This window comes from Aurantimonas sp. Leaf443 (assembly GCF_001425575.1).
Taxonomy (GTDB): Bacteria; Pseudomonadota; Alphaproteobacteria; order Rhizobiales; family Rhizobiaceae; genus Leaf443.
Window position 1 is genome coordinate 20159 of sequence record NZ_LMRD01000012.1, and the last position, 17415, is coordinate 37573.

Here is a 17415-nt window from a genome sequence, read left to right on the forward strand (position 1 = left end):
CTGCCGGCGTCGCGGGGCCAAGCCGCGCGCCCGGCAAGCCAGGGACCGAACCATGATCACCGCTCTTCTCGGCTACAAGCTCGCCAGCAAGGATTACGACGCGTCCCTCGACCGGCTCGGCCAGAGCGCCACGGTGAAGAAGGACGCGGCCTACTACGCGGCGAAGATCGGCACGGTGAAGACGGTCGACGCCTTCCTGGCCGACTATCGCCTGTCGAGCTACGCGCTGAAGGCCTACGGGCTCAGCGACTACACCAATTCCCAGGGCTTCATCCGCAAGGTGCTGGAAAGCGACCTGACGGACAGCACGTCTTTCGCCAACAAGCTGGCCGACAACCGCTTCCGCCAGTTCGCCGCCAAGTTCCAGTTCGCGCAGAAGACGGCGGAGGTGGAACTGCAGGGCGCCTCGCAGCAGGCCGCCATGGCCGAGGCCTATTCCGAGCACCGCGTTCGCATGGCGACCGCGGCGGCGGCCAAGACGAGCCATTACGAGACGAAGGTCGCGACGACGATGACCGTCGACGACTTCCTCGCCGATCCCGTGCTGCGGGACGTGGCGCTGAAGTCGATCGGCGTCACCGACGAGATCTCGACCGACTTTCTACGCAAGGCGCTGACGCGCACGCTGGTCGACGATCCCTCGACGAGCGGCGACGACAAGTACATCCGCCTCGGCCAGACCTTCAACTTCGACACCGACGGTTCTCTTCTGCCCGGCGAGACGAAGGCGCAAGGGGATGTGGCGGCCGAGCGCATGCTCTACGACTACGACATCGCCATCGGCAACACGTCGAGTTCGGTCTTCGCGGCGCGCAACGACGCCTATGTGGCGGGCATCGTCGCGGGTGCGACCTCGGTCGACGACATCGCCGGCAATCCGCGCGTCTTCGACTATCTGATGGCGGCGACGGGCCTCGATCCGACGCCGACGGTCGACTATCTCAAGCTGGTCCTGAAGGACGACGCAGACGATTCCGCCGGCCTCATCAAGACGCTGCCGGAGGGCAGCGCCCTCGAAATCTCCCGCAAGCGCGCCTTCACGCTGATCAACAGCTGGTTCAACATCGACAATACCGGCGCCGTGACCGCGCCTCCGGACTCGACACAGCTGGAAAGCCTCTCCGACGCCTACTTCGCCAACTACAAGAACGCCGACACCAAGCGCGACACCTCGCTGGCCTCGCGTTTCAGCTTCGTGACGACGGGCGCGGACACGGTGTCCGACCTCCTGGCGCGCAACGACGCCTTCGGGGACGACGCGCTGGAATATGCGCTCGCCGCCTTCGACATCGATCTCAGCGAAACGTCCAAGACCGAGCTGCGCAAGGTCCTGACCAGCGATATTTCCGACCCGAAGAGCTACGTGCGCAAGATGGGGGACGATCGTTTCCTGAGCTTCGCGGGCGCCTTCAACTTCGGCGCGGACGGCAAGCTCGCCGAGCAGCGCACGATCCAGTCCGTCACCCAGCGCACGACGCTCGGCTCGCTCTACAAGGCGAGCTTCGGGGCGGATGTGAGCGAGGCCAAGGCCGCCGTCATCAAGGGCGAAACCAAGGATTACCTGGAACGGGTCGGCAAGATCCTGACCTTCGACCAGCTGATGGGCGACCGCAAGGTCCTCGACTACGCGCTGACCGCCCACGGGCTGGAGCCGAAGGACTACACGATCGCCGAGCTCAGGAAGATCCTGACCAGCGACCTCTCCGACCGCAAATCCTTCGCCTACGGGTTCGACAACACTGCGGTGATCGACTTCGTCACCTCGTTCAACGTCGAGCCGGACGGAACGATCGCGGCGCAGAAGTCGGGCGGCCAGTCCGGCGTCAACATCGCCGCCACGCAGAGGCTCTATCTGTCCGCCACGCTGGAGGAACAGTCGGCCGAGACCAACGAAGGCTCGCGTCTGGCGCTCTATTTCCTGCGCAAGGCGCCGGGCATCACCTCGTCGGTCTCCATCCTCGCCGACAAGGCGCTGCTCGAGGTGGTGAAGACCGCGCTCGGTCTCCCCGACGGCTTCTCCAGCCTCGACATCGACAAGCAGACGCGCATCCTCGACGACAAGCTGAAGATCGAGGACTTCAAGAACCCCAAGGCGCTCGACAAGTTCATCACCCGCTTCGCCGCGCTCTACGACATCGCCAACACGAGCGGCGCCTCGTCCCCGATCCTCTCGCTCTTCGGCGGCGGTTCGGGCGACATGCTGTCGGCGATCTACCTCTGAGGCGAGAGGCGGGCCGGGCGAGACCGCCTCAGTGGGTCATGGCGTAATAGCGTCCGAAGACCCGTTCCGCCTCCTCGCGCTCGGGCGCCTCCGGCACGCTGAGGAACGCGTAGCCCGCCTTGTAACCGTCGCTCCAGACGCGTCGGGCGCGCCAGCGCCGCCGATCGGTCTCGTCGTAGAGATAGACTTCGGCGGCCTCGCCCGCATTGCCGAACAGTCGCAGCCGCGCCCCGTCCGCGCTGCGTTCCAGAATGGCGGCATCGGCGAGAAAGCGCCCCTCCAGGCTGAAAAGCCGGGCCGGGCGAAACGAGACGGGGGAGCGGTCGCGCACCCGGCGGTCCATGTCCTCGTCCATCGTGCCTCTCCCTGGCGTTTCCTTCACGAGGATAATGCACGACGGCGCCGTTCGTCCGCCCGCGCGGGCCGCTTTCCCCGCGACTTGTGAAGATGGGGTTAACGCGCATCCCGCAGGGCATTCACCCCTTCTCAACCATAGATCGAAGTTCAGGCGGCACCGGGCCCGCGTCCAAGCGCGACGTTAAGCATGACGGGCGATGGTCGGGTTCCACCGGGAGCCGCCCATGCCGAACCGTCCGCTTCTGCCGACCCGCCCCGCGACCGCCCGCAAGGGCAGCCGCCTGTCCGTCCCGCGCCTGCGGTCCGTTTCGTTCAAGCCGAGCGGCGAGGCCGTTCTCGGCATCGGACTCGGGCTTCTGTCGGCCGGATTCTTCTGCAGCGCCTACGCGATCTTCGTCGCCGACCCGCAATATTTCGAGCGCCGCCTCTATGCCTCGCTGCCGACCGAGTCGGTCGATCCGATCGTCGTCGGCGCGACGCAGAAGAGCGAAGCCAGCGGCGAGGGCGGGCACGGTGCCGCGACGCCGGGTCCGGAAGCCCTGCCGGCCGAGACGATCGTCTACGACCGTCCGCCGGTGGCGGGGGACTACCAGATCGTCACGGTGTTCGGAGACGCGGCGATCCTGACCACGCGCCAGACGGTGCTGCGCGTGCGCGTCGGCTCCAGCGTGCCGGGCCTCGGAGAGATCCTCTCCATCGGACAGACCGACAATGGCGGCGAGGTGAAGGCGAGCCTGGCGACGCTGCGCAGCGCCGCGCGCTGAAGGCGCGACGCACGGTCGGGCAGAGCCGAGCGCCGGCCTGCCCGGCGCTACTTCTTCTCGAGAAGCACCTGCCCCTCGCGCTTCAGCCGACCGCGCAGCTTCTCGGCGAACATCGCGAGCATCATCGGCAGGTCGATCTCCAGATGCACGTGATCGTCGCGCACGTCGAGGCGACCCGTCGCGGTCTGGCCCATGGCGCGTGCCTTGAAGTCGAGCCGATCCTCGGTCCAGGCGTGCTCGACCTTGAGGAAGCCGCCCGCCGAACTCGTCTTCAGGTTGGCGACCCCTTCCTCGATCCGCTGCCGGGCCACGGGCCGTCCGAGGCGGTGCGGAATGTCGACCTTGATCGTTTCGGCCATGCTGCGCTCCTGTCCGCGCGCCGGGATCGGCGCGCCGCACGTTTCGTCTCGCCGACGCCGGAGCGTCGGATGAGATCCGCCCGGTCCGGCAAGGCCCGCGCGCAACGCGTGCGGCGGTCTGCGAGCGGATATGGGAGGGCAGGGCGCGGCCCGCAATGGCCGCCCGAAGCGAGCGCTGCCGGGCGCCGGACGTGAAAAGGCCCCGCGTGCCGGGGCAGGCGAGGCCTTCGATCGATGCAGTCCGATGCGACCGGCCCGTGCCGCAGGAGCACGGGCCGGTCGCGCGATCGCGTCAGTAGGCGGAGCGCTGGCCGCCGCCGCCGCCGCTGCGGCGCCGGTTGTTGTTGGCGCGGCCCGCGGGCTTGGCGGCGCGGTTCTCGCCACCCGGCGCATGGGACGGGCGAGCCCCACGGTTCTCGCCGTCGCGCGGGCCCTTCGGCCGCTGCCCGGCCGGGCGCTGGCCCGCCGGCTTGCCGGCCCCGCCGAAGCGGTTCTGCGGCCGGCCGGACCGGGCCGGGCGCGTGTCGGTCTCGGGCGCAGAAAGGTCGATCTGCGCGGCGTAGTTCGTCTGGTGGATCTCGAACTTCTGGCCGGTGAGCTTCTCGATGGCGCGCAGCTTGGAGCGCTCGGACGGATCGACCAGCGCCACCGCGATGCCGGACTTGCCGGCGCGGGCCGTGCGGCCGATGCGGTGCACGTAGCTCTCCGGCTCCTCGGGCAGGTCGAAGTTCACGACATGGCTGATGTCGTCGACATGGATGCCGCGCGCCACGATGTCGGTGGCCACGAGAACCCGGATCTGGCCGGAATGGAACGCGGCCAGCGCCTTCTGGCGGGCGGCCTGGCTCTTGTTGCCGTGGATCGCGACGGCCTTGATGCCGGACTTCTCGAGATCCTCGGAGAGACGGTTCGCGCCGTGCTTGGTGCGCGTGAAGATCACCGTCTTGTCGTAGTCGGGCGTCGCCAGATGCTCGATCAGCCAGAGCTTCTTGGCCTTCTGCGGGATGAGATAGACGCTCTGGTCGATCTTCTCGACGGTGACGATCTCGGGCGTGACCTCGACCCGGATCGGCTTGGTCAGGATCTTGGCGGCGAGGTCCTCGATCGAGCGCGGCATGGTGGCCGAGAAGAGCAGCGACTGGCGCTCCTTCGGCAACTGGCCGACGATGCGCATGACGTCGCGCACGAAGCCCATGTCGAGCATGCGGTCGGCCTCGTCGAGCACGACGAAGCGCACGTCCGACAGAGAGACGGCGCGCTGTTCGACGAGGTCGAGCAGGCGGCCGGGCGTGGCGACGAGAATGTCGATGCCCTTGCGCAGCGCGTCGATCTGCGGACGCAGCGAGACGCCGCCGAAGACGGTGAGGAGGGCGAGCGGCGTGCCGGCGATCATCGACTTGATGTTGTCGGCGATCTGCGAGGCGAGTTCGCGGGTGGGCGCCAGGATCAGCGCGCGGGCGTTCTTGGGCGCCGGGCGCCGGTTCTGCTCGAGCATCTGGTGGACGACGGGCAGGGCGAAGGCGGCGGTCTTTCCGGTGCCGGTCTGGGCGATGCCCAGAACGTCGCGGCCGTCCATGACGGCGGGAATGGCCTGGGCCTGGATCGGGGTGGGCGTGGTGATGGACTGGCGCGCAAGCGCCTTGATCAGCGTTTCGGTGAGGCCGAACGCCTTGAAATCGGTATGGGTCAAGATGTGCCTTGGCAACGAGCGGACCGCCTCGGCGATCCGCGAAAGTGCCGATCGTCTTCGCGCTTGCGGACGGTTCGGCGGGCCGTGTCGGATACGCGGGGTTCTTGGGAGAAACCCATCCGAATGCGCTCGCAGAACCGCGGACGGAACCGTCCGGAAGAAAAGCAGGCGCTGCGCGATCACGGCGTGACGGCCCGTATATCAGCCCAATTTCGCATTGCGTCAAGCGCGCCGACGCCACGGCTGCGGCGCAGCAGCCATGCGCTTGCGTCAGGCCCGGCCGAGAATCAGGGCGCCGCGGTGGCGCTCTTCCAGGTCACGTGGCCGGCGATCGTGTCCGCGATGCGGCGGAAGAACCCGGCGCGTTCCACGTCGCTGCCGGCGAACAGCGGGTCCTGCCGCACCGTCTCCTGGCCGCGCATGATGCGCACCCAGCCGAGCCGCGTGCCGCGCGCCACCGGCGCCTCCACCGGGCCGTTGTCGACGACCGTGCGCGTCAGGCCCGACGCCTCGCCCGCCGGCACCAGCATCTTGATGTCGCCCGCCGAGACGAGCGCCACCTTCGGCTCGACGCCGGCGCGCACGTCCGCCGTGCCCGCCGTCTCGCCGGCCTTCAGGAGAACGACTTCCTCGAAGGACTGCAGGCCGTAGTCCATCAGGCGCTTGGCCTCGCGGGCCCGCTCGTCCACCGAGCGCATGCCGGACATGGCGAAGACGATGCGCCGCCCGTCGCGCTGCGTGGAGGCGACGAGACCGTAGCCGGCCTCGGACGTGTGGCCCGTCTTGAGGCCGTCCGCGCCCAGCCGCAGGAGCGGGTTGCGCGAGCGCTGCGTGATCTTGTTGAAGGTGAAGCTCTCCTCGGAGAAGAGGTGATATTCCTCCGGATAGGTGTCGATGAGATAGCGCGCGAGCCGCACGAGATCGCGGACCGTCACCCACTGCTGCGGGTCGGGCAGGCCGTGCGGATTGGCGAATTGCGAGCCCGTCAGCCCGATCGAGGCGCCGAGCGCGTTCATCTTCTGCGCGAAGGCGGGAATCGAGCCGGCGATGCCCTCGGCCGCCACGATCGTCGCATCGTTGCCGGACTGGATGACGATGCCCTTCACGAGATCGCCGAGGCTGACCGAGGAGTTCAGCGGCAGGAACATGGTCGAGCCGCCCGAGGCCGCGCCGCCCGTGCGCCAGGCGTCCTCCGAGACGGTGTAGACGGTCTCGCGCGTGACCGTGCCCTTGCGCAGCTCGTCGAAGATCACCGCCACGGTCATCAGCTTGACCATCGAGGCGGGCGCGATGCGCCGGTCGGCATCCTTCTCGTAGAGGACGGTGCCGGTGGCGTGGTCGAGGAGAACGGCGACGGGGGCCGTCGTCTCGAAGGCCGCCGATGCCGGTCGCGCCATGCCGACGAGAACGAGGCAGGCGAGCGCGAGGCCGAAGACAGGTCGGACGAGAGCGGCGACAGGCGCGCTGCGCCTGAACGGGGCGAGAAATCGGGCGGCCTGCATTGGAAACGTCCTCGTTCGGCCGGGATGGAATCCGGACCTCGACGCGCATGCTAACGCTCCCGCGGAACGGCGCAATGCGGCCCGCGATTTTCCCCCAGGCTTGGGTCCGTGGGGACGACCCGAACACGGAGCGAGCGCCGGCAAAGGGGGCTCAGCCCTCCAGATCGGCCCGCATCATCTCCAGTTCCAGCCAGTCGTCCTCGGCCTTGGCGAGCGCGGCGCGGTCCTTGTCGACCCCCTCCGCGAGCTTGGCGAAGCGGGCGGGATTCTTGCCGAAGAGGGCGGGATCGGCCATCTCGGCCTCGGCTTTCGCGATCGCCGCCTCCAGACGGGCGATCTCCTTGGGCAGGCTTTCGAGCGCGAATTTCTGCTTGAAGGAGAGCTTGGACGCCGGAACGGCCCTCGGCGCCGGGGACCCTTTCGCCGGCGCGGGCTCGCCCGCCTTCGCCGCCCCGCGCCCGGCAAGCTTCACCGCCTCGCCCTTGCGCTGGGCGAGCATGTCGGAATAGCCGCCGGCATAGTCCACCCAGCGCCCGTCGCCGAGCGGCGCGATGACGCTCGTCACCGTGCGGTCGAGGAAGTCGCGATCGTGGCTGACGAGGAGGACGGTGCCCGGATAGTTGGCGATCAGCTCCTGCAGGAGATCGAGCGTCTCCATGTCGAGATCGTTGGTGGGCTCGTCGAGGACGAGGAAATTCGCCGGCGTCGTCAGCGTGCGGGCGAGGAGAAGGCGCGCCCGCTCGCCGCCCGACAGGTTGCCGACGGGCGTGCGCAGCTGCTCGGGCGCGAAGAGGAAGTCCTTGAGATAGCTCGCGACATGCTTGGTCTCGCCGTTGACGGTGACGAAGTCGCCGCGCCCGTCCGTCAGCGCGTCCACCACCGAGACCTCGTCCTTCAGCGCGGTGCGCTTCTGATCGAGGAAGGCGAGGTCGAGATTGGTGCCGAGGCGCACGCGGCCCTCGTCGGGCTTGATCTCGCCGATCAGCATCTTGAGGAGCGTCGTCTTGCCGGCGCCGTTCGGGCCGACGAGGCCGACGCGGTCGCCGCGCGCGATGCGCGTGGAGAAGTTGGCGACGAGCGTGCGCCCGTCGTAGCTCTTGGCGATGTGCTCGGCCTCGATCACGAGCTTGCCGCTCTCGCGCGTCTCGCCGGCGGCCATCACCGCCTGGCCGACGGCGCGGCGCGTGTCGCGGTGCTCGGCGCGCATCGTGTGGAGCGCCTCCAGCCGGCGCTGGTTGCGGGTGCGCCGCGCGGTGACGCCGTAGCGCAGCCAGTGTTCCTCGCGCTCGATCTTGCGGCCGAGCTTGTGGAATTCGCGCTCCTCCTCCTCCAGCACCTTGTCGCGCCAGGCCTCGAAGCTCGCGAAACCCTCGTCCAGCCGCTTGGCGGCGCCGCGGTCGATCCAGACGGTGGCCCGCGTCGTGCGCTCCAGGAAGCGGCGGTCGTGGCTGATGATGACGAGGGCGCTGCGCAGTGAACGCACCTCGTCCTCCAGCCATTCGATGGTCGGCAGGTCGAGATGGTTGGTCGGCTCGTCGAGAAGGACGATGTCGGGCTGCGGCGCCAGCGTGCGCGCGAGCGCGGCGCGGCGCGCCTCGCCGCCGGACAGGTCGCCGGGGCGCATGTCCTCGGTCAACCCGAGCGCCTCGATCAGCATGGTCGCGCGATAGGGATCGTCCGCCGGCCCGAGGCCGGAGGAAACGTAGGCGCCCACGCTCGGCGCGGCGCCGAAATCGGGCTCCTGCGGCAGGTAGCGCAGCGTCGTGCCGGGTTTCAGGAAGACCTCGCCGCCATCGGGCTCGATCTGCCCGGCGGCGATCTTGAGGAGCGTGGACTTGCCCGAGCCGTTGCGGCCGACGAGCGCGATGCGGTCGCCGGGCAGGACGTTCAGTTCGACGCCGGACAGGAGAGGGGTGCCGCCGAAGCCGAGACGCACGGCATCGAGACGCAGGAGAGGAGGAAGAGCCATGTGCGCCTCCTAGCCCATCGCGGCGCCGGCGGGGAAGCCGCGATTTGCGGCGCCGTCGGAAGCTTGGCGCCGGAGGCCGGGCTCAGCTCTTGGTCGGAAAGCCCGACGGCGGCGGAATGACGCGCGCCGTGCCCTTGCGCTGCGTCGGCCCCGGGCGGCGCACGCTCATCGCCTGGCGCACCCAGTCCTTGGAGAAGGTGACCGCTTCCATCGGCTTGGCGGCGATGAGGCTGCGCACGGCGCCGGGCGGCATCGGGCGGCCGAGATAGTAGCCCTGGACGCATTCGCATTTGAGGAAGGCGAGCTGCAGGAGCTGGCCGGAATGCTCGACGCCCTCCGCCACGACGCGCAGCTTGAGGCTGGCCGCGAGCGTCAGGATCGCCTGGACGACGGAGGTCGCCTCGTCCTTGTCGCCGATCAGCGTGATGAAGGACCGGTCGATCTTCAGCTGATCGAACGGATAGCGCAGGAGATAGGACAGGCTGGAGAAGCCCGTGCCGAAATCGTCCAGCGAGAGCTTGATGCCGAGCGCGTGGAGTTCGCGCAGGACCTTCTCGGACTGCTGCGGGTTCTGGATGAGGAGGCCCTCGGTCACCTCCAGCGTCAGCCGCCCCGCGTCGAGCCCGGTGTCCGAAAGGCAGCGGCGGATGGTGCGCACGAGATCCTTGCGGCGGAACTGCATGGGCGAGAAGTTGACGGCGACGGGATAGGGCTGGCGCCAGCGCGCCGCCTCCGCGCAGGCCGTCCTCAGCGCGAAGGCCCCGATCTCGTGGATGAGGCCGGTCTCCTCGGCGAGCGGGATGAACTCGGCCGGCGCCACGGGTCCCCGCTGGGGATGGTCCCAGCGCAGCAGCGCCTCGAAACTGTCGAGCGTGCGCCCGTCGCAACGGTAGATCGGCTGGTATTCGAGCCGCATCTCCTGGCGCTCCAGCGCCTTGGCGAGGTCGCGCTCCAGCGTGACGCGCGCCGTCAGGCCCGCCACGAGCTTGGGCTCGAAGAAGCGCGCCGTGCCGCGCTGCGTCTTCTTGGCCGTGTAGAGGGCGATGTCGGCATGCTTGAGGAGGTCGGTCGGCGTCGCCCCGTCGCGCGGATGGAGCGCGATTCCGACGCTGGTGCCGATCTCGAACTGCTGCCCGTCGAGCGTATAGGGCCGCGACAGGGCCTCGATGATCGACAGGGCCAGCCGCTCGGCGTCCGTGCCCGAGGTCTGCAGGACGACGAACTCGTCGCCGCCGAGCCGGCACACGAGGTCTTCCTCCTGCACGAGGCTGCGCAGCCGGTCGGCCACCTGTTTCAGGAGAATGTCGCCGACCGGATGGCCGAGCAGGTCGTTGACGAGCTTGAACCGGTCGAGATCGAGGCACAGGACGGCAAGGCACCGCTCGCCCTCTAGGCCGTCGGCCACGAGCGCGTCGAGCCGGGCGTTCATGTAGGCCCGGTTCGGCAGGTCCGTCAGCGGATCGTGATGGGCCATGTGCCACAGGGCCGCCTCGGTGGAGACCGTGTCGGTCGTGATGCCCGCGAAGACCAGCGCCTCCACAGGCCGCCCGGCCCGCCGCAGGGGCTCGATCTCCAGCGACAGGATCTCCCCGCCGACGGCGACCTCCGCCTTGAGACGCTTGGCGAAGGGGCTGGCGAGCATCGCCTTGCGCACCAGGAGGCAGTCGCGCAGGAAGGCCGGCGCCGCATCGCCGACGCCGTGTTCGGCGACCTCCTGCCCGGTCTCGACGGCGCGCAGGAGGTCGAGCGCCTTCGCGTTGGCATAGGTCAGGGCATAGGTGTCGAGGTCGCAGACCAGGGTCGCCGTCGGGCTCCGGTCCACGACGGCGCGGAAGAGGTCTTCGTCCTGCACCGAGGGCGCGGGCGTCGTGTCTGGAATATGCCTGGACGATCCGGTCGCCATCGATCCGCCAACAGATGCCGCGACGTGCCGGCCTGCCTCCGCGCCGACCGGATGCCGGACGCGAAGCCGGTGCACCGCAGCACGACCCTAGGGCAGCGGTCCTTAAGGCTGATCTAAGGACATATACGCAATCGCCGCGATCGAAGCGCTATCCACTGGAAACCCTGGGTTCGGGCGCGGCGAATCCTCAAGCCGGCTTCGGCTCGCCGCTCCCCGGGTCTCTCTCGTGGCCGGTTCCGGCCGCGTCCGCGGCGGCGATGTCGCGTGCCAGACGCGCCGCCTTCTCGGACTTGGGCGGCGAGAAGCGGCCGAGCAGCAGGTAGGCCACCGGCGTGACGAAGAGCGTGGCGAAGGTCGCCAGGCCGAGGCCCCCGACGATGACATAGCCGAGCGCGACGCGCGCCTCCGCGCCAGCGCCCGTCGCGAAGATCAGCGGCACGCCGCCGACCACCGTCGCCACCATCGTCATCATCACCGGCCGCAGGCGGATCAGCGCCGCTTCCTCCACCGCCTGGCGCAGCGGCCGCCCCTGCTCGCGCAGCTCGTTGGCGAACTCGACGACGAGGATGCCGTTCTTGGCCATGATGCCGACGAGGAGGACGAGGCCGATCTGGCTGTAGAGGTTGAGGCTCTCGCCGAAGAAGCTCAGCGCATAGATGGCGCAGGCGATGCCGAGCGGCACCGTGGCGATGATGATGAGCGCCGAGACGAAGCTCTCGAACTGGGCCGCCAGAACGAGGACGATGATGACGAGCGCGAAGCCGAAGACCAGCGTCAGGCCGTTGTTCGTCTCGCCGAGCGTGGCGGCCTCCGCCAGCGGCACCAGCCGCTGGCTGGCGGGCAGGGTCTCTGACGCGAAGTCCTGCGCCTGCGACCACGCTTCCTGGATGGAGAAGCCGGATGGCAGCTGCGCCTGGATCGAGACCGCGCGCGAGCGGTTCTCGCGCGACAGGGCGGGCGCGATCGGCTTCTCCTCGACGCGCGCGATGGTCGACATCGGCACGATGCGCCCGTCCTGCGCCTTCAGGAAGATGCCGGCCAGATCGCCGGGATCGTTGACGGGATTGCCGGTGGAGACGAGCTTCACCGGGACCTGCTTGTCCTCGACATAGGTCTGGGTGATCTCGTAGCCGTCGAGCAGCGACTGCATGGCGGTGGCGAGGCCGTCGATGTCGATGCCGAGATCCGAGGCGCGCGCCCGGTCCACCTCGATGGTCAGCTGCGGCTGCGTGGCGTCCTGCGCGAGGCGCACCGTGCCCCAGCGCCCGTCCGCGTTCATCGCCGAGACGAGCTTGTCGGCGCTGTCGGCGAGTTCCTCGAAGTTCTGCCCGGCCACCGCGAACTGCAGCCCCTGGCCGCCGCCCCGGATGCCGAGCGAGTTCGGCTGGATCGTGAAGGCGCGCACGCCCGCGATCCGCCGGACCTTGGCGTCGATCTCGGCCGAGATCGCCTGCTGCGTGCGCTCGCGCTTGGCCCAGTCGGCCAGCGAGACGACGAGGAAGGCCGAGTTCTTCGATCCGCGGCCGGCGATGGCGAAGACGTTCGTCGCCTCGCCGGTGTCGAGATAGGGCAGGACGATCTCCTCGATCCGGCGCAGCTGGGCGCTCGTATAGTCGAGGCTCGCGCCCTGCGGCGCCTGGATGTTCATCAGGATCACGCCCCGGTCCTCGGACGGGGTGAGCTCCTGCGGCATCGTGCGGAACACGCTGTAGGCGCCGGCCGAGAAGAGGACCGCCGCCACGACCACCAGGAGCGGGAAGGCGAGGCAGGCGCGCAGGATCGTGGCGTAAAGGCCGGCAAGGCGCGTGCCGACCCAGCCGACGGAGCGGTGGAACCAGCCCGGCGCCGCCTCGTCCTCGCGCGCCTTCAGCATGTGCGCCGCCAGCATGGGGCAGAGCGTCAGCGCGATGAAGGAGGAGATGACGACGGCGAGCGCGAGCACGAAACCGAACTCGCGGAAGAGGCCGCCGGCCGCGCCCGGCAGGAAGGAGATCGGGACGAAGACGGCGGCGAGCGTCGCGGTCGTGGAGATGACGGCGAAGAACACCTCGCGCGTGCCGACCACGGCCGCAGCGCCGGGGCTCGCGCCCATGTCGCGCCGCCGGACGATGTTCTCCAGAACGATGATCGCGTCGTCCACCACCATGCCGGTCGCCAGGACGAGGGCGAGCAGCGTCAGGATGTTGATGGAGAATCCGACGAGATAGATGAAGGTGAGGACGCCGATGAGCGCCACCGGCATGGTGACGGCGGGGATCAGCGTCGCGCGGAGGTTCAGGAGGAACAGGAAGATCACGGCGACGACGATGACGACGGCGAGGCCGAGCGCCAGCTCCACCTCGTGGATGGCGCCCTCGATGAAGATCGCGTCATTGCTCGTCACGCGCACGCTGACGCCCTCGGGCAGGGTGCGGTTGAGGGTCTCGACCTCGCGCTGCACGCCGGCCGAGATGTCGAGCGTGGAGGAGCCGGCCTGGCGCACGATGCCGAGGCCGATGCCCACCTCGCCGTTCTGGCGCTGCTGCGAGGCCGCGTCGTCCGGGCCGAAGCGGATGCTCGCGACGTCGCCGAGCCGGGTGCGCGGGTCGAGGAAGATCCTGGCGAATTCCTCCGGCGTGGAGACGTTCGCGTCCGCCCGCACGATCAGCTCCTGCGTCGGCGAGGCAAGCGAGCCGGCCGGCACGTCCAGCGCCACGTTGCGCAGGGCCGTCGCGACGTCGCCGGGGGTCAGGCCGCGCGTGGCGAGCTTGTCGGGATCGAAGTCGACATAGATCAGCCGCTCGCGCTCGCCGAAGAGCTGCACGTCCGCGACGCCCTCGACGGCGGCGAGCTGGTCGGAGATGCGGTCCTCGACGAGCGTCGTCAGATCCTCGATCGCCATGCCGGGCGCCGAGACGGCGAGGCGCATGATGGCCTGCGCGTCCGCATCGGCCTTCACGATGCGCGGCTCGTCGGCGCTTTCGGGCAGGGAGTTGGAGATGCGGCTGATGGCGTCGCGGATGTCGCTCGCCGCGACATTGAGGTCGGTGGAGTCGGTGAACTCGATCGTCACCTGGCTCTGGCCGAAGCTCGACCGGGAGGAGACCGAGGAGATGCCGGAGACGCGCGCGATGGCGCTCTCCACCTCGCTCGTGATCTGCCGGTCCACCGTCTCGGGCGAGGCGCCCTCGAAGGTGATCGTCACGGTGATGACCGGTCGGTCGATATTGGGAAGTTCGCGGATCTCCACCGCGTTGAACGCGGCAAGGCCGGCCACCACGATCAGGAGGTTCAGGACGATCGTCAGAACCGGCCGGCGGATGAAGAGGCTGGTGAAGGCGGTGAGCCCGTCCGGGCGCGAGGCGGGCGTCATCGCGCGACGGCCTTCTCGCCCGTCGCCGAACCCTGTCCGGGAGCGGTCGCGCTCGCGGCGGCGCGTTCCGCGAGCACGGCGTCGGCGCCCGCGCTTGTCACTCTGTCCGGCCGAGTGCCGCCCGCGTCGGCCGAAGGCGGCGCGGCGGGGACGGTCGCGGGCGTCGTGCGCTCGACCTCGACGGGCGCCCCTTCGCGCACCGATTGCAGGCCTTCGACGACGATGGCGTCGCCCATCTTCAGCTCCTGCGAGGCGACGAGCACCTGGTCGATGTTGCGCTCCACGATGGACACCTTTGCCTTGCGCGCCTTGCCGTCCACGACCTTCCAGACGATGGGGCCGGTGCGCTCCCAGACGACGGCGAGCGGATCGGTGGCGAAGTAGCTCTCGCCCCGCGCCTCGATCGCGATGGTGAAGGACATGCCCGGGCGCAGCGCGTCGTCGGCATTCTCCAGCGTCGCCTCGGTGCGCAGCGTGCGGCTGGCGACGTCGAGGCGGCTGTCGATCGCCGTGATCGTGCCGGTATAGGTGCGGGCGGGCAGGGCGGTGGAGCTTGCCGTCACCGGCTGGCCGAGAGACAGGCCCTGCACGTATTCCTCGGGCGTGTAGAAGATCACCTTGATGCGGCTGCGGTCGTCGATCGTGGCGATCAGCGTCGTGCTGCCGACGAGGTCGCCCGTATCCACCTCGACGATGCCGATGCGCCCGTCGATCGGGGCGACGATCGCGCGCTTCTCGAGCGCGATCTCGGCGCTCTGGAGTTCCAGCCGGGCCGTGTCGCGCAGGCGCAGGTTGTCCCGCACCTCCACGGCCGTGATGGCGTTCGAGGCCTGGAGGCGCTGGACGCGGGCGAGCTTCTCCTCGGCGCCGTCGAGATTGATGCGGGCCTGGGCGAGCGCGACCTCCTCGTTGGCGCTTTCCAGCTTGGCGAGGACCTCGCCGGCCTTCACGCTGTCGCCCGACTTCACCGGAACGGACTGGAGGATGCCGACGGCTTCCGGATAGACCGTGACGGAGCGCACCGCCTCGCCGGTGCCGAGCGCGCGCATGGAGGTGCGGGTGCGCCCTTCGGCCACGGGCGCCGTGACGACGAGCGGCGCACGGCGCGCGCCGCCGGGAGGGCCGCCCGGCGCGCCGGCGCCGGCGACCGTCTCGGGTTCGTCGGCGCCGGGCGAGAGCGCGAGGACGACGTCTCGCAGCACCGGCGGCACGTCGAAGCCGGCATTCAGCACCGTCCGGCCCGCGTTCGGGTCGAGCTTCAGCCAGGCGGCGCCCGCCAGGGCCAGCACGACGATCGTCACGAGAAGCTGTTTCAGGAAACCCATGTCACCCCGGTCGTCGGTCCATGGCGGCCGTCGGGCCGCGATGGGAGAGACCATAGCGCGGAATGGGGCGGCTTTGCCGGCCTTGCGTTACGAAGTGTAATCGGTCGCGGCGGGGATGGACGCCCCTCGTCCGACAGGGCATGCCGGCCGTCCCAAACGAAAAGGGCCCGCCTTGCGGCGAGCCCCTTCCCGTCCTGTCGAGCGATCGCGCTCAGTTCGTGGTCGCCGCCGCGCCGCCGGCCGCGGGGGCCGTCTCGAGCCGCATCGTGTTGCGGTTCTGCGCGTAGGTGTCCTTGTCGTATTCCGGCGCGCTGTTCAGCTGGTCCTGCGTGAACTGCGTGTAGAGGAACAGCTTGCCGCCCGAGTCGCGCATGAACTGGAGGTTGTCCATGGACACCGCCACCGGCTTCTCGCCGATGCCGAGGAAGCCGCCGACATCCACGATCACCGCGTCGACCTGACCCTGCGGGCTGAGGGCGATGTCGCCGATATCGCCGACATTCTCGTTGTTCGGCCCGTAGACCGTCGTTCCCAGAAGGTTGTCGGCGGTCAGTTCCGCCGCGTCGCTGACCGGGGTCATGCCGGCGCGGGCATCCGCACCGCCCGTGGAGGCCGTCGTCGTCGCATCCGCGCCGGCCGCGACGCCCGCCGCCGTCCCGGCCGCCATGCCGGTCGCGGCGGAGTTCACCGTGTTCGCCGTGTCGTTCGCCGCGTTCTCGGCACCCTGCTGGGCGCGATCGGCCGCGTTCTCGATCGACTGGCCGGCATTCGAGGCGGCCTGTTCAATGCGCTCGCCTGCATTGCCGAGCGCGGACTTGGCGCTTTCGGTCGCCGCGGCGATCTCCTGACCGGCCGTTTCGGCGGCGTTGCCGACCGCGGTGCCGGCATTGTTGGCGGCCGTGCGGGCGGATTCGGCCGCGTTGCCGGCGGCGGCACCGACGGCCGCTCCGGTCGCGGCGCCCGTCGCGGCCATGCGGCCCGCGTCGTCGCCATCCGCGTCGAAGGTCGGCGCCTGCTCGAGCTGTTCCTTCGTGGCGGCGAGCACGAGACGCGGCTCGGTCGCGTCGCCGGCCCGCGTCATGGTGATCTCCTTGAAGGGAACCGCCACGTCCTTGGCGCCGATGCCGAGGAAGCCGCCGACGCCGATCACCGCCGCCTGGACCTCACCCGAGGAAGCGACGACGAGGTCCGTGATCTTGCCGAGGTCGTTCGCGTCGTTGCCCGGGCCGGAATAGACCTCGGACCCGATGACGGACTGGCTGAGCATCTGGTCGGAGCCGACCGAAGTGGCCGCGCCGTCGCTCGCCGTTCCGGTCGTGGGCGTGGCCGCTGCCATGTCACCCGTCGCGGGAGCCGCCGTGCCGGTGCCGGCTGCCATGCCGCCCGACGCGCTGGGGACCGCGCCCGGCGTCGCGGTTCCGGTGCCGGCGGTTCCGCCGACCGCCGCGGCCTGCTCCTCGGGCATGGTGAAGGCGGGCATCGAGGCGAGCTTGGCGGCGTCCAGCGCCAGCGTCGCGCGCATGTCGTCGCCGTCGTTCATCGTCCACTTCACCTGATCGAAGGGAACCGCGACGGTCTTGGACTGGTCGCCCGCCGTGGCGTCGACGATCGCCGAGACGATGCGGCCGTCCGAACCGATAAGGAGGTTGCGGATCTCGCCGATCGACTGCGCGTCCTGCGCGTCGCTGGCATAGACGGTCTGGCCGGTGAGGCGGCTGGCGAGATACTGGTCGGCCGAGAGGGACTGCATCGTCCCGGCCATGCCGGCGGCACCCGAGGTGGCGCCGGCCGTGGCGGCGGCGGGGGCGGACGTCGCCGGCGTGGCGGCATCCTGCGCGAAGGCGCTCGTCGCCAGAAGCCCGGCAAGAGCGGTGGTCGCCATCAGTTTGCGGATCATGGGGTCCTCGCTTGAAGCTTGTCTGCGACGGTCCGTCCCTGGGTCCGGATCGCGTCGCTGGATGCTTTTCAAACCG

At 69.7% G+C, this 17415-nt stretch carries 11 protein-coding genes; 2 read left to right on the forward strand and 9 right to left on the reverse strand.

Annotated features, from left to right (window positions below):
• The first annotated feature begins 52 nt into the window (after positions 1–52).
• Positions 53–2221 (forward strand): DUF1217 domain-containing protein, encoded by a 2169-nt coding sequence (locus tag ASG48_RS16520; protein ID WP_055852422.1) that lies wholly within the window; start codon positions 53–55, stop codon positions 2219–2221.
• Positions 2222–2249: 28 nt separating this feature from the next.
• On the opposite strand, the gene ASG48_RS16525 is transcribed toward ASG48_RS16520, so the two are convergent.
• Positions 2250–2576 (reverse strand): hypothetical protein, encoded by a 327-nt coding sequence (locus tag ASG48_RS16525; RefSeq protein ID WP_055852425.1) that lies wholly within the window; start codon positions 2574–2576, stop codon positions 2250–2252.
• A 226-nt stretch (positions 2577–2802) separates the two neighbouring features.
• Here ASG48_RS16525 and ASG48_RS16530 point away from each other — a divergent pair, with 226 nt between their 5' ends.
• On the forward strand, positions 2803–3342 hold the full coding sequence (locus ASG48_RS16530) for a hypothetical protein (RefSeq protein WP_156381658.1): 540 nt from the start codon (positions 2803–2805) through the stop codon (positions 3340–3342).
• 47 nt (positions 3343–3389) lie between these two features.
• On the opposite strand, the gene ASG48_RS16535 is transcribed toward ASG48_RS16530, so the two are convergent.
• The 8 genes from ASG48_RS16535 to ASG48_RS16570 form a co-directional block, all read right to left on the reverse strand.
• Entirely contained in the window at positions 3390–3701 is a 312-nt protein-coding gene (locus ASG48_RS16535) for a polyhydroxyalkanoic acid system family protein (RefSeq protein ID WP_055852430.1), read from the reverse strand.
• Between the two features lie 292 nt (positions 3702–3993).
• Positions 3994–5391 (reverse strand): DEAD/DEAH box helicase, encoded by a 1398-nt coding sequence (locus ASG48_RS16540; protein ID WP_055852434.1) that lies wholly within the window; start codon positions 5389–5391, stop codon positions 3994–3996.
• 287 nt (positions 5392–5678) lie between these two features.
• Entirely contained in the window at positions 5679–6893 is a 1215-nt protein-coding gene (locus ASG48_RS16545) for a D-alanyl-D-alanine carboxypeptidase family protein (protein WP_055852438.1), read from the reverse strand.
• Positions 6894–7044: 151 nt separating this feature from the next.
• Positions 7045–8862 carry an ABC-F family ATP-binding cassette domain-containing protein gene (locus ASG48_RS16550; protein WP_055852441.1) on the reverse strand — a complete coding sequence of 606 codons (1818 nt, stop codon included), beginning with the start codon at positions 8860–8862 and terminating at the stop codon, positions 7045–7047.
• A gap of 82 nt (positions 8863–8944) precedes the next feature.
• Positions 8945–10714 carry an EAL domain-containing protein gene (locus tag ASG48_RS16555; protein WP_055852444.1) on the reverse strand — a complete coding sequence of 590 codons (1770 nt, stop codon included), beginning with the start codon at positions 10712–10714 and terminating at the stop codon, positions 8945–8947.
• A gap of 238 nt (positions 10715–10952) precedes the next feature.
• A complete protein-coding gene (locus ASG48_RS16560; protein WP_055852447.1) occupies positions 10953–14117 on the reverse strand; it encodes an efflux RND transporter permease subunit in 3165 nt (1054 codons plus the stop codon).
• Positions 14114–15442, reverse strand: a complete 1329-nt coding sequence (locus tag ASG48_RS16565; RefSeq protein WP_055852450.1) for an efflux RND transporter periplasmic adaptor subunit — start codon at positions 15440–15442, stop codon at positions 14114–14116. Before ASG48_RS16565 ends, ASG48_RS16560 begins: the two co-directional genes overlap by 4 nt.
• 211 nt (positions 15443–15653) lie before the next feature.
• Positions 15654–17339, reverse strand: coding sequence for a PRC-barrel domain-containing protein (locus ASG48_RS16570; protein WP_055852452.1), 1686 nt, complete (start codon positions 17337–17339; stop codon positions 15654–15656).
• Between the last annotated feature and the right edge of the window lie 76 nt (positions 17340–17415).

Excerpts from the sequence above, each read along its gene's own strand:
- ASG48_RS16520 (WP_055852422.1), top strand. The coding sequence starts at position 53 with ATGATCACCGCTCTTCTCGGCTACAAGCTCGCCAGCAAGGATTACGAC.
- ASG48_RS16525 (WP_055852425.1), bottom strand. The coding sequence starts at position 2,576 with ATGGACGAGGACATGGACCGCCGGGTGCGCGACCGCTCCCCCGTCTCG.
- ASG48_RS16530 (WP_156381658.1), top strand. The coding sequence starts at position 2,803 with ATGCCGAACCGTCCGCTTCTGCCGACCCGCCCCGCGACCGCCCGCAAG.
- ASG48_RS16535 (WP_055852430.1), bottom strand. The coding sequence starts at position 3,701 with ATGGCCGAAACGATCAAGGTCGACATTCCGCACCGCCTCGGACGGCCC.
- ASG48_RS16545 (WP_055852438.1), bottom strand. The coding sequence starts at position 6,893 with ATGCAGGCCGCCCGATTTCTCGCCCCGTTCAGGCGCAGCGCGCCTGTC.
- ASG48_RS16550 (WP_055852441.1), bottom strand. The coding sequence starts at position 8,862 with ATGGCTCTTCCTCCTCTCCTGCGTCTCGATGCCGTGCGTCTCGGCTTC.
- ASG48_RS16560 (WP_055852447.1), bottom strand. The coding sequence starts at position 14,117 with ATGACGCCCGCCTCGCGCCCGGACGGGCTCACCGCCTTCACCAGCCTC.
- ASG48_RS16565 (WP_055852450.1), bottom strand. The coding sequence starts at position 15,442 with ATGGGTTTCCTGAAACAGCTTCTCGTGACGATCGTCGTGCTGGCCCTG.
- ASG48_RS16570 (WP_055852452.1), bottom strand. The coding sequence starts at position 17,339 with ATGATCCGCAAACTGATGGCGACCACCGCTCTTGCCGGGCTTCTGGCG.